Origin of the sequence: Pseudomonas sp. ABC1, assembly GCF_013395055.1 — a bacterium.
In the GTDB taxonomy this organism is placed as follows: Bacteria; Pseudomonadota; Gammaproteobacteria; order Pseudomonadales; family Pseudomonadaceae; genus Stutzerimonas.
On sequence record NZ_CP058349.1, the window covers coordinates 1,721,463 to 1,744,854 of the forward strand.

At 62.9% G+C, this 23,392-nt stretch carries 20 protein-coding genes; 12 read left to right on the plus strand and 8 right to left on the minus strand.

All coding sequences use genetic code 11. From position 1 onward, the window contains the following. Positions 1-192 precede the first annotated feature (192 nt). From dusB to HW090_RS07670, 7 genes are all read left to right on the plus strand, one after another. Positions 193-1,206, plus strand: a complete 1,014-nt coding sequence (gene dusB / locus HW090_RS07640; protein WP_179112949.1) for a tRNA dihydrouridine synthase DusB — start codon at positions 193-195, stop codon at positions 1,204-1,206. Beyond that, positions 1,203-1,523, plus strand: a complete 321-nt coding sequence (fis, locus tag HW090_RS07645) for a DNA-binding transcriptional regulator Fis (RefSeq protein WP_179112950.1) — start codon at positions 1,203-1,205, stop codon at positions 1,521-1,523. The genes dusB and fis overlap by 4 nt, the downstream gene beginning before the upstream one ends. 75 nt (positions 1,524-1,598) lie before the next feature. Then, positions 1,599-3,206: a bifunctional phosphoribosylaminoimidazolecarboxamide formyltransferase/IMP cyclohydrolase gene (purH, locus tag HW090_RS07650; protein WP_179112951.1), complete on the plus strand. Its 1,608-nt coding sequence runs from the start codon at positions 1,599-1,601 to the stop codon at positions 3,204-3,206. Between the two features lie 199 nt (positions 3,207-3,405). After that, positions 3,406-4,695 carry a phosphoribosylamine--glycine ligase gene (gene purD / locus HW090_RS07655; RefSeq protein WP_179112952.1) on the plus strand — a complete coding sequence of 430 codons (1,290 nt, stop codon included), beginning with the start codon at positions 3,406-3,408 and terminating at the stop codon, positions 4,693-4,695. 188 nt (positions 4,696-4,883) lie between these two features. Continuing rightward, complete coding sequence (locus tag HW090_RS07660) at positions 4,884-7,553, plus strand: response regulator (RefSeq protein ID WP_179114859.1); 2,670 nt, start codon at positions 4,884-4,886, stop codon at positions 7,551-7,553. Positions 7,554-7,993: 440 nt separating this feature from the next. Further along, positions 7,994-8,947, plus strand: coding sequence for a lysylphosphatidylglycerol synthase domain-containing protein (locus HW090_RS07665; protein WP_179112953.1), 954 nt, complete (start codon positions 7,994-7,996; stop codon positions 8,945-8,947). 63 nt (positions 8,948-9,010) lie between these two features. Next, on the plus strand, positions 9,011-9,724 hold the full coding sequence (locus HW090_RS07670; protein WP_179112954.1) for a VC0807 family protein: 714 nt from the start codon (positions 9,011-9,013) through the stop codon (positions 9,722-9,724). Positions 9,725-9,759: 35 nt separating this feature from the next. Here HW090_RS07670 and rsgA read toward each other — a convergent pair whose 3' ends face one another. Then, positions 9,760-10,794 carry a small ribosomal subunit biogenesis GTPase RsgA gene (rsgA, locus tag HW090_RS07675; RefSeq protein WP_179112955.1) on the minus strand — a complete coding sequence of 345 codons (1,035 nt, stop codon included), beginning with the start codon at positions 10,792-10,794 and terminating at the stop codon, positions 9,760-9,762. A gap of 164 nt (positions 10,795-10,958) precedes the next feature. After that, positions 10,959-11,669 carry a membrane integrity-associated transporter subunit PqiC gene (locus HW090_RS07680; RefSeq protein WP_179112956.1) on the minus strand — a complete coding sequence of 237 codons (711 nt, stop codon included), beginning with the start codon at positions 11,667-11,669 and terminating at the stop codon, positions 10,959-10,961. 276 nt (positions 11,670-11,945) lie between these two features. Here HW090_RS07680 and HW090_RS07685 point away from each other — a divergent pair, with 276 nt between their 5' ends. The 4 genes from HW090_RS07685 (at position 11,946) to HW090_RS07700 (ending at position 16,315) form a co-directional block, all read left to right on the plus strand. Beyond that, positions 11,946-12,149 carry a DUF2788 domain-containing protein gene (locus HW090_RS07685; protein WP_179112957.1) on the plus strand — a complete coding sequence of 68 codons (204 nt, stop codon included), beginning with the start codon at positions 11,946-11,948 and terminating at the stop codon, positions 12,147-12,149. Positions 12,150-12,228: 79 nt separating this feature from the next. Further along, positions 12,229-12,735 carry an RNA polymerase sigma factor gene (locus HW090_RS07690; RefSeq protein ID WP_179112958.1) on the plus strand — a complete coding sequence of 169 codons (507 nt, stop codon included), beginning with the start codon at positions 12,229-12,231 and terminating at the stop codon, positions 12,733-12,735. After that, the gene (locus tag HW090_RS07695) at positions 12,732-13,658 is read left to right on the plus strand and encodes a FecR domain-containing protein (protein WP_179112959.1); all 927 of its coding nucleotides are present in this window, start codon (positions 12,732-12,734) and stop codon (positions 13,656-13,658) included. The genes HW090_RS07690 and HW090_RS07695 overlap by 4 nt, the downstream gene beginning before the upstream one ends. Before the next feature lie 203 nt (positions 13,659-13,861). Beyond that, positions 13,862-16,315, plus strand: coding sequence for a TonB-dependent siderophore receptor (locus HW090_RS07700; RefSeq protein WP_179112960.1), 2,454 nt, complete (start codon positions 13,862-13,864; stop codon positions 16,313-16,315). Between the two features lie 470 nt (positions 16,316-16,785). Here HW090_RS07700 and bfr read toward each other — a convergent pair whose 3' ends face one another. Both bfr and HW090_RS07710 read right to left on the minus strand, forming a co-directional pair. Next, positions 16,786-17,259: a bacterioferritin gene (bfr, locus tag HW090_RS07705; protein WP_179112961.1), complete on the minus strand. Its 474-nt coding sequence runs from the start codon at positions 17,257-17,259 to the stop codon at positions 16,786-16,788. A gap of 295 nt (positions 17,260-17,554) precedes the next feature. Next, entirely contained in the window at positions 17,555-18,439 is an 885-nt protein-coding gene (locus tag HW090_RS07710; protein WP_179112962.1) for a PA4780 family RIO1-like protein kinase, read from the minus strand. Positions 18,440-18,557: 118 nt separating this feature from the next. On the opposite strand from HW090_RS07710, the gene HW090_RS07715 reads away from it, so the two are divergent. Beyond that, positions 18,558-19,340, plus strand: coding sequence for a TatD family hydrolase (locus tag HW090_RS07715; protein ID WP_179112963.1), 783 nt, complete (start codon positions 18,558-18,560; stop codon positions 19,338-19,340). A 24-nt stretch (positions 19,341-19,364) separates the two neighbouring features. On the opposite strand, the gene HW090_RS07720 is transcribed toward HW090_RS07715, so the two are convergent. The 4 genes from HW090_RS07720 to fmdA form a co-directional block, all read right to left on the minus strand. Beyond that, the gene (locus HW090_RS07720) at positions 19,365-20,357 is read right to left on the minus strand and encodes an AAA family ATPase (protein WP_179112964.1); all 993 of its coding nucleotides are present in this window, start codon (positions 20,355-20,357) and stop codon (positions 19,365-19,367) included. 90 nt (positions 20,358-20,447) lie between these two features. After that, on the minus strand, positions 20,448-21,488 hold the full coding sequence (locus HW090_RS07725) for an aliphatic amidase (protein WP_179112965.1): 1,041 nt from the start codon (positions 21,486-21,488) through the stop codon (positions 20,448-20,450). Between the two features lie 77 nt (positions 21,489-21,565). Continuing rightward, entirely contained in the window at positions 21,566-21,910 is a 345-nt protein-coding gene (locus HW090_RS07730; protein WP_179112966.1) for a zinc ribbon domain-containing protein, read from the minus strand. 62 nt (positions 21,911-21,972) lie between these two features. Further along, the gene (gene fmdA / locus HW090_RS07735; protein ID WP_179112967.1) at positions 21,973-23,205 is read right to left on the minus strand and encodes a formamidase; all 1,233 of its coding nucleotides are present in this window, start codon (positions 23,203-23,205) and stop codon (positions 21,973-21,975) included. Positions 23,206-23,392 lie beyond the last annotated feature (187 nt).

Genomic DNA, 23,392 nt, shown 5'->3' on the forward strand with positions numbered 1-23,392 from the left:
CTGCCGGCCACGCCCGACTGTTCAGATTTTGTTCAAATCGACCTTTATCCGGTCATACGGAGCGGGTATCATGCCCACCCTTTTTTGCAGTCCCCGATCGACCCCGGCACCTGTTCGGAGTGGTTCGTACGGCCCCGCTCGGCAGGGCAATTTCGATAACTCGTGAACAGGCTCCACCAGCAGGGAATCTCCATGTCATCGGTTCGCATCGGCCCCTATACATTGCCCAATCGGCTGATTCTCGCGCCGATGGCGGGCGTCACCGACCAGCCGTTCCGTCAGTTGTGCCGGCGGCTGGGCGCCGGCCTGGTGGTGTCCGAGATGGTCACCAGCGATGTGCGCCTGTGGAACAGCCGCAAGTCGCGCCTGCGCATGGCGCACGAAGGCGACGACGAGCCACGCTCGGTACAGATCGCCGGCGGCGACCCGCAGATGCTGGCCGAGGCCGCCCGGCGCAATGTCGACATGGGCGCACAGATCATCGACATCAACATGGGCTGCCCGGCCAAGAAGGTCTGCAACAAGGCCGCCGGTTCCGCGCTGATGAAGGACGAGACGCTCGTCGCCGAGATTCTCGAAGCCGTGGTCGCCGCCGTGTCCGTGCCGGTCACACTGAAAATCCGCACCGGCTGGGACCGCGAACACCGCAACGGCCCGCAGGTGGCACGCATCGCGGAACAGTCCGGCATTGCCGCACTGGCGGTACATGGTCGCACCCGCACCGATCTCTACAATGGCGAGGCAGAATACGAGACCATCGCCACGATCAAACAGGCGCTGTCGATCCCGGTATTCGCCAACGGTGATATCGACTCGCCGCACAAAGCCCGCGAGGTCCTGCACAAGACCGGCGCCGATGGCCTGCTGATCGGGCGGGCGGCCCAGGGACGTCCCTGGATATTTCGCGAGATGGAACATTACCTGACGACCGGCGAGCTACTGCCGCCGCCGTCGGCAGCCGAGCAGGAAAGCATCCTGCTGGAACATGTGGCGGCCCTGCATGCTTTTTATGGCGACGTCATGGGTGTGCGTATCGCACGCAAGCATGTCGGCTGGTATCTGACAACACTGCCGGGGGCGCGGGACTTCCGCTCCCGGTTCAACCGTCTGGAAGACCGAGACGCACAGTGCACGAGTATCCGGGCATTCTTTGCCGAATACCGCACGAGCGCCGGCGCAGGGGAAGGAAAGGGGGTAGCCGCATGACGCTGCTTAATGAAACATTGGTAACCGGAACGACAGCCGTGAGCGACAACCTGAACTTCAAGCAGCACCTGAACGCGCCCAGCGAGTCGGGACAGACGCTGCGCGCCTGTGTCGAAAAGGCGCTGCACAACTATTTCGCCCACCTCGAAGGCGCCGATGTCACCGACGTCTACAACCTGGTGCTGTCCGAAGTCGAAGCGCCGCTGCTGGAAACCGTGATGAGCCACGTCAAGGGCAACCAGACCAAGGCTTCCGAGTTGCTGGGCCTCAACCGGGGCACCCTGCGCAAGAAACTCAAGCAATACGATCTTCTTTGAAAGCGCTGGCGGGACGCTGGCCAAGCCGCGCCCGCCCATCGTCCGTAGCCTATAGCCTGTACCCCTAGGAACGTTATGACCGACCAAACCACCTTATTGCCCGTCCGCCGCGCGCTGATCAGCGTCTCCGACAAGACCGGCATCGTCGAGTTCGCCCGTGAGCTGTCCGCGCTGAACGTGGAAATCCTCTCCACCGGCGGCACCTACAAACTGCTGCGCGAGAACGGCATCGCCGCGATCGAGGTGGCCGACTACACCGGTTTCCCGGAAATGATGGACGGTCGGGTCAAGACCCTGCACCCGAAAATCCACGGCGGCATCCTTGGCCGTCGCGCCATTGACGGCGCAGTGATGGACGAGCACGGCATCAAGCCGATCGACCTGGTCGCGGTCAACCTCTACCCCTTCGCCGCTACCGTGGCCAAGCCGGGTTGCGACCTCGCCGATGCCATCGAGAACATCGATATCGGCGGCCCGACCATGGTGCGCTCCGCCGCGAAAAACCATAAGGACGTGGCCATCGTGGTCAATGCCGGCGACTACGCGGGCATCGTCGCGTCCCTCAAGGCCGGTGGCCTGAGCTACGCCCAGCGCTTCGACCTGGCGCTGAAAGCCTTCGAGCACACCGCTGCCTACGACGGCATGATCGCCAACTACCTGGGCACCATCGACCAGGCACGCGACACCCTGTCCACCGAAGATCGCGGCCAGTTCCCGCGCACCTTCAACAGCCAGTTCATCAAGGCCCAGGAGATGCGCTACGGCGAAAACCCGCACCAGAGCGCGGCGTTCTACGTCGAGGCGGCAAAGGGCGAAGCCAGCGTCTCCACTGCAGTACAACTGCAAGGCAAGGAACTGTCGTTCAACAACGTGGCAGACACCGACGCCGCGCTGGAATGCGTGAAGAGCTTCGTCAAGCCGGCCTGCGTCATCGTCAAGCACGCCAACCCGTGCGGCGTGGCCGTGGTTCCGGAAAACGAAGGCGGCATCCGCAAGGCCTACGACCTGGCCTACGCCACCGACAGCGAATCGGCCTTCGGCGGCATCATCGCCTTCAACCGCGAACTGGATGGCGAAACCGCCAAGGCCATCGTCGAACGCCAGTTCGTCGAAGTGATCATCGCACCGAAGATCAGCGCCGCCGCCCGTGACGTGGTGGCTGCCAAGGCCAACGTGCGCCTGCTCGAATGCGGCGAGTGGCCGGCCGAACGCGCCGCCGCCTGGGACTTCAAGCGCGTCAACGGCGGCCTGCTGGTACAGAGCCGCGACATCGGCATGATCCAGACATCGGACCTCAAGGTGGTGACCCGCCGCGCCCCGACCGAGCAGGAAGTGCATGACCTGATCTTCGCCTGGAAAGTGGCCAAGTTCGTCAAATCCAACGCCATCGTCTATGCCAAGAACCGCCAGACCGTCGGTGTCGGCGCGGGTCAGATGAGCCGCGTCAACTCGGCGCGCATCGCCGCGATCAAGGCCGAGCACGCCGGCCTGTCGGTACCGGGCGCAGTGATGGCCTCGGACGCCTTCTTCCCATTCCGCGACGGCATCGACAACGCCGCCAAGGCTGGCATCACCGCTGTGATCCAACCGGGTGGCTCGATGCGCGACCAGGAAGTGATCGATGCCGCCGACGAAGCAGGCATTGCCATGGTGTTTACCGGTATGCGCCACTTCAGGCACTAAAATCGGCCGCACTGAAACCGGCATCTGCGTTGTTGCCCCGGGTTCCGCCAATGCTCATTGCCAGTAGGCAACTCCGCTTGTCGAAACCCAGGGCGCCTAGCATCTACCGGCTTCATCGCGACCTCGGAATTCATAGAGTGGATGACGCTTCGCTTATCCACCGAACGGGCCTCCGGCTCGCCTCCAATGGGAGAGAGACATGAACGTATTGATCATCGGCAGCGGCGGTCGCGAACACGCCCTGGCCTGGAAAGTGGCGCAAGACCCGCGCATCGCCAAGGTCTTCGTGGCACCGGGCAACGCTGGTTCCGCCACCGAAGCCAAATGCGAGAACGTCGATATCGACGTGCTGGACATCGAACGCCTGGCCGATTTCGCCGCGCAGAACGTACAACTGACCATCGTCGGCCCGGAAGCGCCGCTGGTCAAAGGCGTGGTCGACCTGTTCCGTAGCCGTGGCCTGGACATCTTCGGCCCGACCGCCGCCGCCGCGCAGCTGGAAGGCTCCAAGGCCTTCACCAAGGACTTCCTGGCACGCCAGGCGATCCCCACCGCCGACTACCAGAACTTCACCGAAATCGAACCGGCGCTGGCCTACCTGCGTGAGAAAGGCGCCCCCATCGTGATCAAGGCTGATGGCCTCGCCGCGGGCAAAGGCGTGATCGTCGCCATGACCCTGCAAGAAGCCGAAGACGCCGTGCGCGACATGCTCGCCGGCAACGTGTTCGGCGACGCGGGTTCGCGTGTCGTCATCGAAGAGTTCCTGGACGGCGAAGAAGCCAGCTTCATCGTCATGGTCGACGGCGAGAACGTGCTGCCGATGGCCACCAGCCAGGACCACAAGCGCGTCGGCGACGGCGATACCGGCCCGAACACCGGCGGCATGGGCGCCTACTCCCCGGCCCCGGTGGTCACCGCCGACGTGCACCAGCGGGTCATGGACGAGATCATCTGGCCGACCGTGCGTGGCATGGCGGCCGAGGGCAACGTCTACACCGGCTTCCTCTATGCGGGCCTGATGATCGACAAGAGCGGCGCGCCCAAGGTGATCGAATTCAACTGCCGCTTCGGCGACCCGGAAACCCAGCCGATCATGCTGCGCCTGCAATCGAGCCTGGTGCTGCTGGTCGAGGCCGCCCTGGCCAAGGCGCTGAACAAGATCGAAGCCCAATGGGATGAACGCCCGAGCCTGGGCGTGGTACTGGCGGCGGGCGGCTACCCAGGCGACTACGCCAAGGGCACACCGATCCACGGCCTCGACGTGGCCGCGCGCCTGGAAGGCAAAGTCTTCCACGCCGGCACCAGCCTGCAGGACGGCCAGGTAGTCACTGCCGGCGGTCGCGTACTCTGCGCCACCGCACTGGGCGACAGCGTCAGCCAGGCCCAGCACAATGCGTACGCCCTGGCGGCCGCCATCGACTGGGACGGCGGCTTCTACCGCAAGGACATCGGCTACCGTGCCATCGCCCGTGAGCAGCAGAACGACTGACGCCGCTAGAGTGGGTGCGTGTGACCAGGAAAATCTGCCGTCACACGCACGACAGCTCCTCTATACTGCGCCGACCACATAAAGGAATTGCCCCTGTGCGTCGGCTCTGGACTGCCATTTTCTCCCTCTGTCTGCTCGTGAGTGTGGCGGCGCCGTTCTCCGTTGGCGCGCTCACCTCCGACCTGTTCATGAACGCCGGCGCCTCGTCGACGGACCAGAACCCACAGAACTGGCGCATCCTGGTCGATCATTCGGGCCTGCTGAGCTTCGATGAAGTCCTCGAGCAACGCGCACTGTTCCAGCGCCTGAATCATCAGTCCCACGCCTCGCCAGCCAGCGACCGCGCCATCTGGCTGCAACTGAGCATTCCCCCCAGCACGACACCGCACTGGATCTCGCTGTTCGCACCGCGTGTCCAGTACCTGGATTTCTATCTGCTCAACGGCAACACCGTCGAGCGCTACCAGGAGACCGGCGACCGCCGACCGGCCAGCGCACGCCCGCTGCCGACGCGCTCCTACCTGTTCGCACTGCCCAACGACAACCAGCCGCGCCAGGCCTTCATACGCCTGCAATCGAACCATCCGCTGCTGACCTGGTTCGATGTCCTCGACGAGGCCGGGCTGGCCAACGAGTCAGGCCCTGCCTATCTGTTCGGCGCACTGTTCGGCGCACTGGCGCTGCTGGCCCTGCACAACCTGCTGCGCTTCGCCCTGGTGCGCAGCAGCGGCCACTTGTGGCTGGCCATGCTGCACGCGGCGCTGCTGCCCTGCGCCATCATCAACTTCGGCCTGCTGCCGGTGCTGTTGCCCGCACTGAGTCCGATCCAGGCCACGATTGCCGATCTCTCCGCGCTCCTCGCCAGCTTCTGCCTGCTGGGCTTCACCCGTGCCTTCTTCGCCCGGCGCAAGCGCGCCTGGAGCACCTGGCTGCTGAACGGGCAGATGGCGGCTCTGGCCCTCCTGGCCATGCTCATCGTGCTGCAGAGCCCACTCTGGAAGACCTGGCTGGCCCACATAGCCTGCGTCGTGGCCAACGCCAGCGTGATCATCGTCGCGCTGCACCACTGGCGCCAACGCTATCTCCCGGCGCGCCTGCTCATCATCGGCTGCGCCCTGTTCACCCTCGGTTTCACCCTGCTGCTGCCCGCCCTGCTGGGGCTGGCTCAGCTTCCAGCGGGCTGGCTGGGCGGCGTGATATTCGGGCTGGCCGGTATCTGCGGGCTGATCCTCAGCCTTGCCCAGCATGAGCGCCTCGGCCAGATACAGTCGAACCGCCGCAACCAGTTCACCGCCCACGCGGTAAACAGCGCCGAACTGCGGACCAAGGCCGAGATCCTGGCGCGGATCAGCCACGAACTGCGCACGCCGATGAATGGCGTGCTGGGCATGAGCGAGCTGTTGCTGAGTTCCTCGCTGTCGCAAAAGCAGCGGGAGTACGTCCAGACCATCCACAGCTCGGGCAACGAACTGCTGAGCCTGATCAACGAGTTCTTCGACATTTCCCGACTCGAGGAAGGCGAGGTCGAGCGGGACGACGTGCAGTTCGACCTCCATGCGCTGATCGAGGACTGCCTCGGCATTCACCGTGGCCGTGCCGAGCGGCAACGCATCGAGCTGATCGGCTTCATCCATCCGCGCCTGCCGAGGGTCATCAGCGGCGACCCGGCACGCCTGCGCCAGGCACTGCTCAACCTGCTGGAAAACGCCATCCGCCACACGGAGGAAGGCGAAATCCTGCTCAGCGCCACGCTCGAAGAAAACGACGCGCCCCCCAGCCTGCGTATCACCGTGAAGGACAGCGGCGCCCCTCTGTCGCCGGAGGAACGCGCGGTGCTGCGCAACGACGACCTCGAAAGCCGCGACCTGCTCTCCGGCAAACACCATGGCCGCCTGGGCCTGATCATCGCGCGCAAGCTCATCGGCATGATGCACGGCGAATCCGGCGTCGACAGCGACAGCGTACAGGGCAACACCTTCTGGCTGAGCCTGCCGCTCGACATCAGCCGCCTCGACCAGCCAGAGACGGATCAGGAGGGCACACTGCAAGGTACCCGGCTGCTGATCGTCGATGACAACGACACCTGCCGCAAAGTACTGATGCTGCAATGCAGCAACTGGGGCATGCAGGTCAGCACGGCGGCCTCCGGGCGAGAGGCCCTGGCGCTGCTCAGGACCAAGGCCAACCTGCAGGAATACTTCGATGCCGTCCTGCTCGACCAGGACATGCCAGGCATGAGCGGCCTGCAACTGGCGGCGAAGATCAAGGAAGACCCGAACATCAACCCTGACCTGCTGCTGATCATGCTGACCGGCATGAGCGACGCACCGAGCCGGGCCAGCGCCCGCGCCGCCGGTATCCGCCAGATCCTCGCAAAACCCGTGGCCGGTTACACCTTGCGCACGACCCTGGCCGAAACACTGGCCCACCGGGCAGCCCAGCCTGTCCAGGCCGCCTCGGCGATAGCGGCGGGCTCGTCCGGCACCGCACGCATTCTCGTCGTGGAGGATGACGCCACATCCTTGCAGGTCATCTGCAGCATGCTCGCCCGGCTCGGCTTCAGTGCGGACATCGCCCACAACGGCGAAGAAGCGCTCGCCGCGCTCCAGTCGAACACCTATGACCTGGTGCTGATGGATTGCGAGATGCCGGTCATGGATGGCTTCGTCGCCACACAACGCTTGCGCGAGTGGGAACAACGGCAAGGCCACCCACGCACACCGGTCATCGCCCTGACCGCCCACTCCCTCGCCGAGTACCGCGAGCAGGCGGACGAGGCCGGCATGGACGACCACCTCGGCAAGCCGCTGGAACTCTCGCGCCTGCGAGAGCTGCTGGCGCAGTGGCTCGAACACTGAGCCGCGTTCAATAACGCCGAACGACTGACATACAAAGCCCTCACAGGGTGCGCCACCCGCATCCGAGTGATCGCACACTCTGCAAACGCTCGGCGACAGCCGCAGTGGAAAAGTTTGAAACACCAAGAAGGCCGCAAGCGCTCGCGCCGGGCGGGGTCGAGGGTGTACCCTTCACACCCTTAATGAAAAGCGGGCTACTGCGTCAGGCCATGCGAACGGATCGGGCTTCCCGCCTGCTCCAACCGGCCAACGACAGCCATCTGTCAGCGGGCATGTCCCAACGGCAATGGGCGGACTGCAGCGGCACCGTTGATGGAAATCGCGCGTAGCCGCCTGCACCAGGGCATGGGCAGAGGAAGACGGTCAGTCATGATCACTGACCTGCCTCGCCAGCCACTCCGCTCCGGGCCGCAACAACCAGAAGAGGCCGAGGAGCCCCCATGATGAAAAGGAGTGATGCCGCCTGGACCCTGATCGGGATCGTGGCGGTACTTCTGTCCGGTTATCTGCTCTATCACGAGATCCGTACCATCTCTCTGGATGACCTCACCGGCAGTCTCAAGGCCATCAGCCACAAGAACTGGATACTCGCCGCGCTGGCCACGCTCGGCGCCTACGCGGCGCTGGCCTGGTACGACCGCATCGCCATGGCGCACCTGGGCCGGCACATTTCCTGGTGGTTCATCACCCTGTGTTCGTTCACCACCTATGCCCTGGCCCACAACATCGGCGCCTCGGTGTTCTCCGGGGCCGTGGTGCGCTACCGCGCCTACCGCAGCAAAGGCCTGACACCGCAGGAAATCGGCATCCTCATCGTCTTCTGCTCGCTGACCTTCGCCCTCGGCGTGATCCTCGCGGCCGGCTGCGTACTGGTGCTCAACCCGCACCTGCTGGATCGTGTCATCGACGTCGAGCCCTGGATCACCATCGCCATCGGTGCGGCCCTGCTCGGCCTGGTCGGCCTCTATACCATCGGCGCCTGGCGGCAGATGCCGCCGCTGCGGCTCGGCAAATGGACCATCGAATACCCACGCCTGCCGATTGTCGGTCGCCAGTTGCTGGCCGGCCCGCTGGAGCTGGTCTGTGCCGCCGCCATCATCTACTTCGCCCTGCCGGCCGAGAACAACCCCGGCTACCTGGTGATCCTCGGCGTATTCCTCGTATCCTTTTCCCTGGCCCTGCTCTCCCATGCGCCCGGCGGCCTGGGCGTACTCGAAGTGACCTTCCTGGCGGCACTGCCGGAATTGCAGACCGCCGACGTACTGGCCGCACTGATCGTATTCCGCGTCTTCTACCTGCTGCTGCCATTCGCCATGGCGATTCTGGTGGTACTCGGTTTCGAATACAGCCAATGGGTGAAGAAGCACAGTGACACCGACACCGCCGAGCCCTGACGCCACGACAACCATGGAGCCCGCACGGCCCCGAACCTTTCCATCACGAGCCTGAACGCCTCCATGTCCGAAACACGCACTCCGCAGCACAAGCCCCGCCCACTGGTGGACCTGGCCGTCAGTATCGTGATCCCGTCGCTGATCCTGATGAAGCTCAGTGGCGAAGATCGGCTGGGAGCCGATGGCGCACTTCTCGCCGCCCTAGCCTTCCCTCTCGGCTGGGGACTGCTGGAGCTGCTCAAGTACCGCAAGCTCAACTGGATCGCCCTGCTCGGCATGGTCAGCGTACTGCTCACCGGCGGGATCGGCCTGCTGCAACTGGATACCCAGTGGCTGGCGATCAAGGAAGCGGCGGTTCCCGGCGTCATCGGCATCGCGGTGCTGGCCTCGACCCGCACGCGCTTTCCGCTGATCCGCACCCTGCTCTACAACCCCAACGTGCTGAATGTCGAACGCATCCAGGAACAACTGGAACTCAAGGGCAAGACCGCCGACTTCGAGGCGCGCCTGTTGCGGGCGACCTACATGCTGAGCGGGACCTTTTTCTTTTCCTCGGTGATGAACTACGTGCTGGCCAAGTGGATCGTCGTCAGCCCGGCCGGTAGCGAGGCCTTCAACGCAGAGCTTGGGCGCATGACCCTGCTCAGCTACCCGATGATCGCCATCCCCAGCATGCTGATGATGATCGCCATCTTCTATTTCCTCTGGAAGACCATCAACGGCCTGACCGGACTGAGCCTGGAAGACATCGTCGCCAAGCGGCCGGACGATAAATAGCGCCGATCTGAGCGGCGCTGTCCGGCACGTTTTTGCTACGACTTGGCGTTATCCGCCAAGCCGCCGAGGATATAGCGATAGCTGGCCATTCTCTGCGGCCGGATATGCCCTGCTTCCAGCGCCGCGAGCAAGGCGCAGCCAGGCTCGCGGTCATGCTTGCAGTCACGGAAACGACAGCGCCCGAGGTACTCGGCGAACTCGACGAAACCGGCCTCGACATCGTCACGGCTGACATGCACCAGGCCGAACTCGCGAATACCCGGAGAGTCGATCAACTCGCCCCCGCCAGGGAAGTGGAACAGCCGTGCGGTGGTCGTGGTGTGCGTGCCTTTGCCGGTGGCTTCGGACAAGGCGCCGACCCGGGTATCCACCCCAGGTAGCAGTGCATTCACCAGCGACGACTTGCCGACCCCGGACTGCCCGACGAACACGCTCACATGGCCATCCAGGCGCGCCTTCAGTTCCGCCATACCCTGCCCCTGGCTGGCGGACACCTCCAGCAGCGGATAGCCCAGCTCACGGTACACCGATAGCAGTTCCTGCAACGCCACGTTATTGTCCGGCCCGACCAGGTCGGCCTTGTTCAGCAGCAGCATCGGCTGTATGCCCGCATGCTCGGCGGCGATCAGGTAGCGATCGATCAGGTTGGCGTGGGGTTCGGGCTGTGCCGCGAACACGATGACGATCAGATCGACATTGGCTGCGACCGGCTTCAACTGACCGCGGGTATCCGGACGGCACAGCTCGGACACGCGCGGCAATTGCGCCACGATCACGCCGATACCCTGGTTGCCCGGGCGCCAGACCACGCGATCACCCGTGACCAGGGTCGGCAGGTTGGCGCGCAGGTAGCAGCGGAACACCCCACCCGCCAGTTCGCCATCCTCGGCCTCGACCTCGACCTGCACCCCGAAGTGGGCGATGACCAGGCCCGTCTGTTCCGGCCCCAGGTCGCCGCCTTCCAGCTCCTCCACCAGGCGCGACTCGCGCTTGGCGGCGCGGGCGGCACGCTCCCCCTGAATCTTGTCTATGCGCCAGCTTTGTCTGCGGTTCAATTGGCGTTTGGCCATCGGGGTTCCCAGTCGGTGAAGCGGTATAGAGGGTTAGGTCGCGCATCCTGCTTACGGATTCGACAGCGAACGGCGGGCAGGCATTCGGTTGGACCCACCGCAGGGTGCGCCATGCGCACCGGCGGCGTCATCCAGGCACGTCGATACGCGGCAGGCGCCCAAGGTCAGAAACGGAACACTTCCATGTCCGTGCGGATGGGTTCGGCCGGACGTCGGGACGGTGCAGCCTCTACCCGGGGCTGGGTGCGTGGTCGCTGGATCACAGGCGCCTTGGTCGTCGCCTGGCGTACCTCGCGAATCGCCTCGCCCAACTGGGCACTCAAGCGTTGCAGCAGGACACTCTGTGCCCGCACCTGATCGGCCACATCGCCCTGGTGCCGCTCGTCCAGCGCCACCAGGCGACTGCCCAGGTGCTTGCCGTTCTTGTCCAGCAGACGCCACTGGGCTTCGAGCACCGCCAGTTGCGCGGGGCCGGAATCCAGGCGGGTGATCGACAGCTCGACCTGTACATCGGGCACGAAGCCCTGGTCAGCCGGCGCCAGGACCAGCCGCTGGCTGTTCAAACGCCAGGCCAGTTGGCGCAACAACAATTGTTCGACATCCTGCTGCAGGCCGGTCGCCCAGCGCGCCTTGCCCGGCGCTTCCGCCAGGCTGCCATCCGGCTGACGCTGGAGCAGCGTATCGCGTTGCAGATAGCCCGCCAGCGTCACCGGCCCCAGCAGCACGGCGACGTCCCCGACCTGAGCGGGCACGCTTGGCGCACCGTTATCGAGGCTATAGAACGCCACGGGGGGTGGCGTTGCACAGCCACCCAGCGACAACAGGCCGGCCAACAGGGCCAGACCTGGAAAACGCAACAAATCCTTAACCTTCATAGATATCTCGCGATAGAACGCCCATGCCGAACGGCATCTCTGCGGCCCATGACCGGCCCTGTTCCACGACGGGAGGCGAAAGGCGGCCTATCTTCCGCCAAAGTGCCAGCACACGCCAGTGTCGAAGCGTATCAGGACAACACAAGCGGCCCCGCACCGGACAAGGGTGACACATCGCGTATAATCGGCGCGCCTTGCCGTGACATCCTGACGCGACGACAAGGCCGCTCTCACCCCACCCCTGGCGCCCAGCAAGCGTTGCCAACGGAGTTACTGATGGAACCCGAAGTCTTCGAAGAATGGATGATGATCATCCTCGTCGGCGGTCTCGTACTGTTCATGGCCTTCATCGTCTGGGACCTGGCGAAGAAGTCCAAGGCTGGCCGCTACGGCACGCTCGTACTGTTCTTCGCCCTCGGCCTCGGCGTGCTCGGCTTCATCATCAAGTCCATCGTCATCGGCAGCCTGGAAGGCGTCTGAGCGGCTCCGGGTCTTATTTACGAACGATTCCCACCCACGTATCCTTGCCCGCCTTTCCGGCACTCCGAGGGTACGCGGCATGAACTGGCAAGGCATCGACCTGCGCTGGGCCTATGGCGACCTGTTGCTCAGCCTGAGCAGGCAGACCCGCTGCGTACAACGTGCACAGGACGTGCTGCACGATGCGCTGCTGCGCTTCGCCATGAGCAGCCACGCCCAGCCCCTCGAACGCCCCAACGCCTACCTGCGCCGGGTCGCCCACTCGGTGCTGATCGACCATATACGCCGCGAATCCCGCTACACGGAGCTGCCGGAGAGCATCCTCGATTGCGGTGATGCCTGGTCCGGCGGCATGGCGCCGTCCGCCGAACACCTGCTGGATATCCAGCAGCGCCTGGAAGCCTTGCAGCGCATCCTCGATTGCCTGCCGACACGCTGCCGCGAAGTGTTCTGGCTGGCCCGCATCGAATGCTGCACCCAAGTGGAAATCGCCCGGCAACTGGGCATCAGCGTCAACATGGTCGAACGCCATATGATGCGCGCCCTGCTCGACCTGCGCGCCGCCCGCGAACTGCTGCAACCATGAGCGCGGCCCGCGAACAGGCGGCACGCTGGTTCAGCCGGATGCAGAACAGCGATGCCGGCCATCCGCAACGCGCCGAATTCGAGGCCTGGCTGGCCGAGCGCCCCGAACACCAGGCCGAATACCAGGCCTTCTGCGAACTCTGGGGCGACTTCTCCTCCATCCCGCGCAGCCAGGCCCTGGCCGATGCGCTGGAGCATCGCCGCACGCTGAAGCGGCGTCACGTCCTGCGCGGCGGCCTCGGGATGTTCCTGCTGCTGGGCATCGGAGGCTACGGCCTGCACCGCTACCGTCACAGCGCCTTCGACCTGCCTTTGCAGACCCGCATCGGTGAACACCTGCGCCACAGCCTGCGCGATGGCAGCGAGGTATTCCTCAACGCCGACACGCGCTTGCAGGTGATCTATGGCGAAACGCTGCGGCAGGTCCTGCTGCTGCGCGGGGAGGCCTCGTTCGAGGTGGCGAAGGATCGGCAGCGCCCCTTTGTCGTCGACGCCGGCCTGGCACGGGTGCGGGTGCTCGGTACGCATTTCGTCGTCAACCGCCTGCCGGACCGGCTGCGCATCAGTGTCGAGCATGGCCTGGTCGAAGTGGACGCTCATGGGCAGCGCCTGCAACTGCAAGCCGGCCAGGTCGCGGAAGTCTCGGAGGACGGGCAGCTACAACGCCTGTCACTCACCGCCAGCAATGCCTTCGCCTACCAGTATGGACGGCTGATCTTCGAACAAGCCGACCTCGCGGAAATCGCCGCCACCCTGTCGCGCCACCGCCCCCAACCGGTACATGCCCTGCCCGGCGGGCCGAGGATCGATGCCGTGGTGCAACTGGACGATATCGACAGCTTCCTGCGCGCCCTGCCGCGTATCGCCGCCGTGCAGGTGGACAGGCGCCATAACCGCGTAGTGCTCGCCCCGCGCCATCCGTAGACATTGGGTAGCCTGGGTCGAGCGTTAGCGACACCCAGGGCACGCAACCGATGGGTATCGGTCCACACTCGACCATTCTTATTTGCTCAATTCCAAGGGCGATGGCGGCGGTACGTAAAAATAATTCTCATCCCATATCAGGGAAACGCCAGCCCTCTCCGTCAGTGAAGCATCTGCCATCACCCAACAAGGGAACCTTGCCTATGCTCACCCCCATCCCCCTGCGCCGCCTGGCGCTCGTCATCCCACTGGCGGCCAGCGGTGCCACCCAGGCCGCTCCGCTCGTACTGGATATTCCAGCGCAACCGCTGGCCAGCGCCCTGCGCCAGTTGGGCGAGGCCTCGGGCCTGACCATCGCAGTGGACTCCGCCCTGGTGCAGGGCCGCCCTGCGCCAGCCGTGCGCGGCAAGCTGGAGGCGAGCGATGCGCTGGCGCGCTTGTTGGCGGGTAGTGGGCTTTCTTACCAGCGGACGGGGAATACACTGCTGATCGGCACAGTAGATCAAGAAGCGCTGGAACTGGAGGCCACCAGCGTGACCGGCACGACTCTATCGTCGGCAGGTATAAGTACGGAGGGCACCGGCTCTTACGCCGCTAAAGGCGCCAGCATTCTCAAGGGCGCTCAATCGCTCAAGGAAATTCCGCAATCGGTCTCAGTGATTACTAATCAGCAGATTACAGACCAGCGGCTGACTAGCCTCAGCCAGGTAATGGAGCAGGCACCTGGAATTTATAGCTACTCCGATGGCGTGACAGTTGGGGCTGTAAACGGGAACTCAAACTACTTTTCCCGTGGCTATATGATTACGAGCTACATGCTGGATGGAATCCCAACCAGCACGTTGAGCGAAGGAGCATCTACAAACGGAAGCGGCGTCACAACTGGCCCTACGGGAAGCTCTGCAATCTATGAACGTGTAGAAATATTGAGGGGCGCTGCTGGACTACTTCTGGGCAATGGCAGCCCGGGGGGAACCGTCAACCTAGTGCGCAAACGCCCCACCACCGACTTCCGACACACTTACACGCTAAGCACGGGCTCTTGGGATAATTACCGGGGTGAAGTAGACGTTTCCGGCGCCTTGGCTGACTCAGGAGAGGTTCGCGGCCGTCTGGTCGCAGCTTATGAAGACCGTGATCGCTTCTGGGGTATTACCGAATCCCAATCGCCATTGCTCTATGGCATCTTCGAATGGGATCTGGCTCCAAATACAAAAGCCACACTTGGAGCCAGATATGAGAAATACAAGGAAAACGCCACGAGAAGCAGCGTGTTCTGGCTTTCCGACTATGAGCCCAGCAGGTCACATCTCTACAACCCGGATTGGGGATATAGCAATTCAGAAGACAAGGAGCTCTTCCTAGAGCTCCAACATAACTTCAATGATCTCTGGCAGCTTAATTTTTCCGGAACACATCGTGAGATGGACAGTGAGACGGCGATGCCAAGAACCGTAAATTATGTGGAAGGCGGGCTTCTTGACGTATTCGGCAGCAAAGCCAAAATATCAGGCATCGACGTAAATATCCTTGGCTCGCTCGAAGCCTTCGGGCGCGAACATAAAATAGCTTTTGGGGCAAATGCCAGTAATGAAAAATGGGATTATGCCGGCTCAAGCCTTGCTTCCTATCGAGGAGATTTCAATTTCGATTATGACTGGACAAACTTCGACCCCAAGAGCAGTTGGCCAGAAACCGGGCAGATGCAGGACTTTATCCATGCGGTGCTGTCAGCCCCACGTAGCTATCGAGAATCAAACTCCCATGGACTCTATGGAAAGATGGACTTCAAGCTGACGGAAGACCTGACTGCCATTATCGGTGGACGCACCTCCTGGTACGACCATGAAGCCTATGAAAATGATGGAAACTACCTGCCCTCCAGCAGCGGCCATGTCGGTAATGAATTTTCACCTTATGCAGGCCTTATCTATGCGTTGACGCCAGAATGGTCGGCCTATGCCAGCTATGCCGATATTTTCAGGCCCCAGTGGGGCTATTACACCCGTAGCGGTAGCCTGATCACTCATGAAGAAGGCACCAACTACGAGCTGGGCATCAAGGGCGAACTCTACGGAGGTCAACTGAATACCGCTTTCGCCATCTATCAAGTAGATCTGGAAAATACCGCCCAAATCGAAGAGCCGCCCTATGACAATGTCTGCCCCGGCAACCCGCTTGGTGGCGAATGCTATGTCAATACTGGGCATAAGCGCACTCGTGGCTTCGATGCAGAGGTCAGCGGCGAACTACTGCCAAATTGGCAGGCCGCAGCAAGCTATACCTACACTCACACAGAAATTATCAGAGCCGCGTCTGGTGAGGGGGGAGCCATTTCAATTGGTGAAGGATTCCAGACACCTAAACACCTGATGAAACTATGGAGCAGTTACCGTCTGCAGGGCGCCTTATCCGGCCTTACACTTGGCGGGGGTGTCAACTCACGCAGCAAGGACATTCGAAACGGCGAAAAAATCCAGGGCGGATACAGCGTCTGGAATGCGTTTGCGCGATACGAAATCAACAGTAACTGGAGCGCCAGTCTCAATGTAAACAATGTCTTTGACAAAGTTTACTGGCCTTACGGCGTTGCCACATATAAATCCATATATGGTGAACCGCGCAGTTATATGCTGACCGTGCAGGCAAAATACTGAATCAGTCCAACATGAATTATTTCGAAGCCATCCACCGCTCCCGCAAAGAATAACGGAACCATGACAACCATAAGATCCGCCGGCGAGAGTACGTGATGACTTCCGTCTGCGCATGGTCTGAATACACACATTAAAAGCAAAAAGCCCACTCCAGAGAGTGGGCTTTTCTTTTACAGCGTCAGACCAGATCACGATCTCTGGCGTGTTCCCGGCAAGCGTGGCGAAAGTATCGTCGCCCACCTGCTCTCGAATAATGCGGGATGGCAGTGCCATCCCTTGCGTATCGCCGGTATTCCCTGCCTTCGATACGCTCAGGTCACGGTTTTGACCCTTGCTGCTTGCTGGCAGGCTCGTTGGCCTGCTCTTTGGTAGCCATTTGAATGGCTCTTATATCGCTCGTTGCTGTGTGTTGCTCTTGTAACCTGGCGCTATCTGCCAGTCGGTGCGCGCGGCGCACCCTAGGATAATCGTCAGACGCCCTGGGCCTGGGATTGCAGGTAGTTCTGCAGGCCGATGCGGTCGATCAGCCCCAGTTGCTTCTCCAGCCAGTAGGCGTGGTCTTCTTCGGTATCCTGCAATTGCAGCTTGAGGATATCGCGAGTCTGGTAGTCACCCAGTTGCTCCGCCAGGGCGATGCCCTTGGCCAGCGCGGCGCGCACCTTGTACTCCAGCGCCAGGTCGCTGCGCAGCATGGAGGGAACGTCGTTGCCCGGGTTGATCGGCTCCGGGCTCATGTCCGGTGTGCCTTCGAGGAACAGGATGCGCTGCAACAGGGCATCGGCGTGCTGGGTTTCCTCTTCCATCTCGTGATCGAGACGGGTGAAGAGCTTGTCGAAGCCCCAGTCCTGGTACATGCGCGAATGCAGGAAATACTGGTCACGCGCGGCCAGTTCACCACGCAGGAGCTCTTTGAGGTAGTCGATGACTTGTGCTTGCCCTTGCATGTGAATCCCCTTGCAGCGGTGCCCTAATTGAATGGCGCCAAGGATCCACATCGACAACTTGCAAGTCAAGGAATAATCAACTTTACGGCAATAAAATCGTCAATTATCGCAGTTGATGAAAGCCATTCTAAAATAGACTTTCATTACCGGCGATAACACTATTAATCCGCAACCGAGAAAGTTTCTCGTCGTTACATATATCGAACTTGAAAAACGATAATAACTATTATCCAACCGACGACCGAATACGACTCATCAGCACGGATCGCCAGCCTGCAAGGCAGGCTGGCCTCCATCAATGCATCCAGGGTGGCGTCACTTCCCGCTCGCCATCGTCGTCATCCTTGCGCGCCGCTTCCCGCCGTGCCTGCTCGGCCAGGGTCGCCTTGATCTCGCGCATCACGGCATCCAGGTCGGCCTGTTCCTCATCCTCGGCGAACTCTCCGGTCAGTTGGCTCTGTGGTGTGAGCTTTCCTTCCTCGTAGAGCGCCCACATTTCCTTGGCATAACGGGTGTACTTCAACTCCGGCGCGAACTGGCCGAAATAAGCGGCCATGTTGCCGACGTCCCGTTCCAGCATGTCGAACGCATGGTTATTGCCCGCGGCATCCACGGCCTGCGGCAGGTCGATGATGACCGGGCCTTCCGGGTCGAGCAGCACGTTGAACTCGGACAAGTCGCCATGCACCAGGCCGGCGCAGAGCATCTTGACGATCTCGCCGATCATGAAGGCATGGAATTCCCGTGCGTCATCCGGGTGCAGGTCGACATCATTGAGGCGCGGCGCCGCATCGCCATCGTCTCCGGCGATCATTTCCATCAACAGCACGCCATCGAGGAAGTCGTAAGGCTTGGGCACGCGCACCCCGGCATCGGCCAGGCGGAACAGCGCCGCCACTTCGGCGTTCTGCCAGGAGTCCTCCTGCTCCTTGCGACCGTGCTTGGACCCCTTCGCCATCGCCCGTGCATCACGGCTGTTACGAACCTTGCGGCCCTCCTGGTACTTCACTGCCTGGCGAAAACTACGTTTATTGGCCTCCTTGTAGACCTTGGCGCAACGCAACTCATCGCCACACCGGACCACATACACCGCTGCTTCCTTACCACTCATCAGTGGACGCAGCACTTCATCGATCAGACCGTCCTCGATCAGAGGCTCCAGACGTTTCGGCGTTTTCATCGGCAGTTCGCAATTCCTTCCCGTTCGCTGACACGGCTCAGGTTACGGCAATCCCTTGTCCGCTTCCATGCCAGGCCGCGATGAAATAACGTGCGGATGTGAACTGGAGAGCCCGTGCATGCGCCTGATCGACACACACACCCACCTCGACTTCGAAGGCTTCGATCATGACCGCGACGCAGTCCTGGCACACAGTCTGGACGTGGGCGTCGAGCGCCTGCTGCTGATGGGCGTCCATGCGGACAACTGGCCAGTGCTCTGGGAAATGGCTTGCGACCATCCGGCGCTCTACGCCAGCTTTGGCCTGCATCCGCTGTTCCTGGCACGTCACCGCCCCGAGCATCTGGCCGCGCTCGCTGACTGGCTGGAGCGCCTGCACGGGCACGACAAGCTGTGCGCCATCGGCGAAATAGGCCTGGACTACTACCTGCCGGACCTCGATCCGCAGCACCAGCAGCAACTGCTGGAAGCCCAGCTACAGCTGGCTCATCGTTTCGAACTGCCGGTGCTGCTGCATGTGCGACGCGCCCACGCGGCGATGATCGCCACACTCAAGCGCCAGCGCCTGCCGCGCGCCGGCATCGTGCATGCCTTCAGCGGCAGTTGGGAGGAAGCCCGCGAATACCTGCGCCTGGGTTTTCGCCTGGGCCTCGGTGGTGCCGGCACCTGGCCGCAGGCACAACGCATGCACCGGGTGCTGCGACAATTGCCGCTGGAAGCCATCGTGCTGGAGACCGATGCCCCGGACATCCCGCCGGTTGGCCGTGCCGGGCAACGCAACAGCCCCGAGTACCTGCCGGACATCTGCCGGGCGCTGGCAGAGATCAAGGGTGTCACGCCCGAGGCACTGGCCGAGGCCAGCTATCGCAACAGTTGCGCGGTGTTCGGCTGGGCGCTGTAACAGGCTCAGGTTTCCGACCGCCGCCTATTCGACGACCAGCCGCCCCTCGCGTACACGGCCCCGCCAGTGCGTCTGCGCCGGGTGCGCCAGCAAGCCCTCGGCCAACACCGGCTCCAGTCGCGTACGCAGCCGCCGCACCAGGTCGCGGGCGCCGAAGCGGCTGTCGTGGGCGCCACACAGCAAGCGCCGCGCCGCTTCGTCCAGTTGCAGGGCGCGCCCTTGCTTCGCCAGGCGTTGGTTGAGCTTGTCCAGTTCGATGTCCAGCAACGCCTCCAGGCGAGTGTCATCCAGCGCCTGGAAGGCCAGGATACGGTCGATACGGTTGAGAAACTCCGGCTCGAAATGCCGATGCAGCGCCCGTCGCATGATGGTTCGTCGCGCGCCGGGCCAGATGCGCCCCCAGCCGCTGTTCCACGCCTGCAGGGCGCCGATGTTGCTGGTCATGAAGATCAGGCTGTTACGGAAATCGATGCTGCGATTACCCGCCGTCAGCGTCAGCCGACCGCTGTCGAGGACGTTGAGCAGGCTGCGCACCACTTCGCGGCTGGCCTTTTCCAGTTCGTCGAACAGCACGATACCGGGGCGACTGAAGCTGCCCTGGATCGCCTCGATATCGAACAGCGTGGCGCCCTCCTTGCTGCCGACATAGCCGGGCGGCGCGCCAGTCAGGGCGGCGGCGTAGTGCTCCTGGGCCAGGGTGTTCATGTCGATACGGCAGAAGGCGTCGGCACGGCCATGAATGGCCTGCGCCAGCAACCGCACGATCTCGGTCTTGCCGACCCCGGTCGGCCCCATGAACAGGTTGACCGCCAGCGGGCGCTCGCCATCGCCGATGCCTGCCTTGACCACGCGCAGCATGGCGGCCATTTCATCGAGCACCGCGTCCTGGCCGACGATGCGCGAGCGCAACAAGGCCATCGCCTGCTCCGGGTCGAAGGTGAAGCGCGACGGCAACGTCCCGGCGGCGCGGGCCAGTTGCTCGCGGTTGTGTTCGATCACTTGGTTGGCGAAAGGCATGGAGCACTCCTTCCTGGGGCAATCGCATGACGGCTCTTGCTCCCTCTCCCGCTTGCAGGAGAAGACTGGGGAGAGGGAAGAGAAAGCATCCTAGACGGAACGCTCCTTGCCCGGATGCGGCAGCTCGCCCACCGGGCAATCGGCCACGCCGATGGTCGAGCGGGTCAGTTTCTCGACGTCCTCGCGGGTCTTCTCGGCGTCCAGCACCCAACTGCGATAGAACTCGAACGGGCAGTCAGCCACGCCCTTGTCGCCATCGCCGGAGCCATGGATGCCGGTATAGCCCCGGTGCAGCAGCTTGAACAGATGGTTCTGCGACTGGTCGTTGGCCCGTGCATCGCGGATCTGCGAGATGGACAGCTGGGCGTACTGGATGCCCATTTCCTCCTCGCCGCACTCACCCAGGGTACGGCCATCGAAACCGATGATCGCCGAGTGGCCGAAGTAGCTGTAGACCCCATCGAAACCGGCAGCGTTGGCCACCGCCACATAGCAGTTGTTGGCCCAGGCCATGCTCTTGGAGATCAGCACCTGCTGTTCCTTGGCCGGGTACATATAGCCCTGGCAGCGCACGATCAGCTCGGCGCCCTTCATCGCGCAGTCGCGCCAGATTTCCGGGTAGTTGCCGTCGTCGCAGATGATCAGGCTGATCTTCATGCCCTTCGGCCCTTCGCTGACGTAGGTGCGGTCGCCCGGATACCAGCCCTCGATCGGGCACCAGGGGATGCACTTGCGGTACTTCTGCACGATCTCGCCCTGGTCGTTGATCAGCACGAGCGTGTTGTATGGCGCCTTGTGCGGGTGTTCTTCGTGACGCTCGCCGGTGAGGGAGAAAATGCCCCAGGTCCTGGCTTCGCGGCAGGCGGCGGAGAAGATCGCGGTCTCCTCGCCGGGGATGGTCGCGGCGGTGGCCATCATCTCGTCCTTGTCGTACATGATGCCCATGGTGCTGTACTCGGGGAACACCACCAGATCCATGCCCGGCAGGCCGAGTTTCATGCCCTTGATCATCTCGGCGATCCTGCGCGCGTTGTCGAGCACTTCGGCCTTGCTGTGCAGGCGCGGCATCTTGTAGTTGACGACGGCGACGCCGACGGTATCGGGGCTGCTGGAAATATCACCGTGACGCATGGCTAAGCTCCAAGTTTCAAGCTGCAAGCCTCAAGCAGGAACACAGCCCGCTTGCCGCTTGAAGCTTGTGACTGCTGTTAATGGCTGATCATCCACGGGCGGCTGCCCGCAGATTTCAGGGGCGCCGGCTCGCCCTGGGCGGCGGCAGGCTTCTTGCTGGTCGAACAGCAACTGCAACCGGCCGGGTGGCGGCGGTTGTTCTTGTATTCGGCCAGGCTCTGCGGTGCATGCCGGCTGCGCTCGTTGACTTCATGGCTGCGCAGCAGACTGGCGGGCATGCTAGTGGTGCGCGGTGCACTGCGGATCACCTGCACGCTGGCCTGGCCACAGGCCGGGCAGGCGCAGGGCTGCTCGCGCTCGGCCAGCGAACGCAGCAGAGTGAAGTCACCGCACGCCGGACAGTCGTATTCATAAATGGGCATCAGCACTCTCCTCGGAAAGACCGGTGCGCACGGCGCACGCTGTGCGGCCGTGCGCGCGGGCATCACTTGTCCTGGGCGATGGGCAGGTCGATGCTGCCGTCCAGGTGCTTGATCGGGCCGGCGGCGCTGGGGTTGATGTCGAAGTCGAAGATCTGCGTCGGCAGCCACAGGGTGGCGCAGGAGTTGGGAATGTCGACCACGCCGCTCAGGTGCCCCTGCACCGGCGCCGAACCGAGGATGGCGTAACCCTGCGCCGGTGAGTAACCGAACTTGGTCAGGTACTCGATGGCGTTCAGGCAGGCCTGCTTGTAAGCGACGTTGGCATCCAGGTAGTGCTGCTTGCCGCTGGAATCCACCGAGATACCTTCGAAGATCAGGTAGTCGTTGTAGTTGGGCACCAGCGGGCTGGGCTTGAAGATCGGGTTCTTGATGCCGTACTTGGCCATGCCGCCCTTGATCAGCTCGACCTTCATGTGCACCCAGCCGGCGGCCATCTCGATGGCGCCACAGAATGTGATCTCGCCATCACCCTGGGCAAAGTGCAGGTCGCCTACCGACAACCCGGCACCGTCGACATAGACCGGGAAGTAGACTTTCGAGCCACGCGACAAGTCCTTGATATCGCAGTTGCCGCCGTGCTCGCGCGGCGGCACGGTGCGCGCCGCTTCGGCGGCGGCCTTGTCACGGGCCAGGCCGGTCAGCTTGCCCATGTGCGCGGTGGCGGCGAACGGCGGATTGGCCAGCGGCGGCACGCGCTGCGGGTCGGTGCCGATCAGGCCCAGTTCACGCTCGTTCCAGGTATTGAGCAACTCCCGCGACGGCAGGCAGCCGATCAGGCCGGGGTGGATCTGCCCGGCGAAGCGCACGCCGGGGATATGCCGCGAGCTGGTGTAGATGCCCTGGAAATCCCAGATGGCCTTCTGCGCCAGGGGAAACTCGTCGGTGAGAAAACCACCGCCGTTCTTCTTCGAGAAGAACCCGTTGAAGCCCCAGGGCGCTTCCTCCTTGGCGCCGAGGTCGAGCAGGTCGACCACCAGCAGGTCGCCCGGCTCGGCGCCCCGCACACCGACCGGCCCGGACAGGTAGTGGACGGTGGTCAGGTCGACGTCGCGGATGTCCTCGGCGTTGTCGTCGTTGGCGATGGCGCCCGCAGTCCAGTCGTAGGTTTCGAGGATGAAGTCATCGCCCGGGTTGACCCAGCAGGCCATGGGAATGTCCGGGTGCCAGCGGTTGTGGACCTGTTCGTTCTGGGTGGCGGGCTGGTCGAGGTCGACCTTGATCAAGGTTTCGGTCATGACATGAACTCCTGAGACCTGTGAGGGATGCCGGCCATCGGTATGCCGGGGTACGGAGCCAGTCTCGGACGCGGGGATGATTCGGCAAATACGTTGGATGACGTATGCCTGGGAGCCAGACTCCATGGGGCTTGCGGGGATTTTTCGCGGGAACGGGAAAGCGGCCCTCTCCCCCAGCCCCTCTCCC

Coding starts and splice junctions, on each gene's coding strand:
- dusB (WP_179112949.1), top strand. CDS start 193: ATGTCATCGGTTCGCATCGGCCCCTATACATTGCCCAATCGGCTGATT.
- fis (WP_179112950.1), top strand. CDS start 1,203: ATGACGCTGCTTAATGAAACATTGGTAACCGGAACGACAGCCGTGAGC.
- purH (WP_179112951.1), top strand. CDS start 1,599: ATGACCGACCAAACCACCTTATTGCCCGTCCGCCGCGCGCTGATCAGC.
- purD (WP_179112952.1), top strand. CDS start 3,406: ATGAACGTATTGATCATCGGCAGCGGCGGTCGCGAACACGCCCTGGCC.
- HW090_RS07660 (WP_179114859.1), top strand. CDS start 4,884: ATGAACGCCGGCGCCTCGTCGACGGACCAGAACCCACAGAACTGGCGC.
- HW090_RS07665 (WP_179112953.1), top strand. CDS start 7,994: ATGATGAAAAGGAGTGATGCCGCCTGGACCCTGATCGGGATCGTGGCG.
- HW090_RS07670 (WP_179112954.1), top strand. CDS start 9,011: ATGTCCGAAACACGCACTCCGCAGCACAAGCCCCGCCCACTGGTGGAC.
- rsgA (WP_179112955.1), bottom strand. CDS start 10,794: ATGGCCAAACGCCAATTGAACCGCAGACAAAGCTGGCGCATAGACAAG.
- HW090_RS07680 (WP_179112956.1), bottom strand. CDS start 11,669: ATGAAGGTTAAGGATTTGTTGCGTTTTCCAGGTCTGGCCCTGTTGGCC.
- HW090_RS07685 (WP_179112957.1), top strand. CDS start 11,946: ATGGAACCCGAAGTCTTCGAAGAATGGATGATGATCATCCTCGTCGGC.
- HW090_RS07690 (WP_179112958.1), top strand. CDS start 12,229: ATGAACTGGCAAGGCATCGACCTGCGCTGGGCCTATGGCGACCTGTTG.
- HW090_RS07695 (WP_179112959.1), top strand. CDS start 12,732: ATGAGCGCGGCCCGCGAACAGGCGGCACGCTGGTTCAGCCGGATGCAG.
- HW090_RS07700 (WP_179112960.1), top strand. CDS start 13,862: ATGCTCACCCCCATCCCCCTGCGCCGCCTGGCGCTCGTCATCCCACTG.
- bfr (WP_179112961.1), bottom strand. CDS start 17,259: ATGCAAGGGCAAGCACAAGTCATCGACTACCTCAAAGAGCTCCTGCGT.
- HW090_RS07710 (WP_179112962.1), bottom strand. CDS start 18,439: ATGAAAACGCCGAAACGTCTGGAGCCTCTGATCGAGGACGGTCTGATC.
- HW090_RS07715 (WP_179112963.1), top strand. CDS start 18,558: ATGCGCCTGATCGACACACACACCCACCTCGACTTCGAAGGCTTCGAT.
- HW090_RS07720 (WP_179112964.1), bottom strand. CDS start 20,357: ATGCCTTTCGCCAACCAAGTGATCGAACACAACCGCGAGCAACTGGCC.
- HW090_RS07725 (WP_179112965.1), bottom strand. CDS start 21,488: ATGCGTCACGGTGATATTTCCAGCAGCCCCGATACCGTCGGCGTCGCC.
- HW090_RS07730 (WP_179112966.1), bottom strand. CDS start 21,910: ATGCCCATTTATGAATACGACTGTCCGGCGTGCGGTGACTTCACTCTG.
- fmdA (WP_179112967.1), bottom strand. CDS start 23,205: ATGACCGAAACCTTGATCAAGGTCGACCTCGACCAGCCCGCCACCCAG.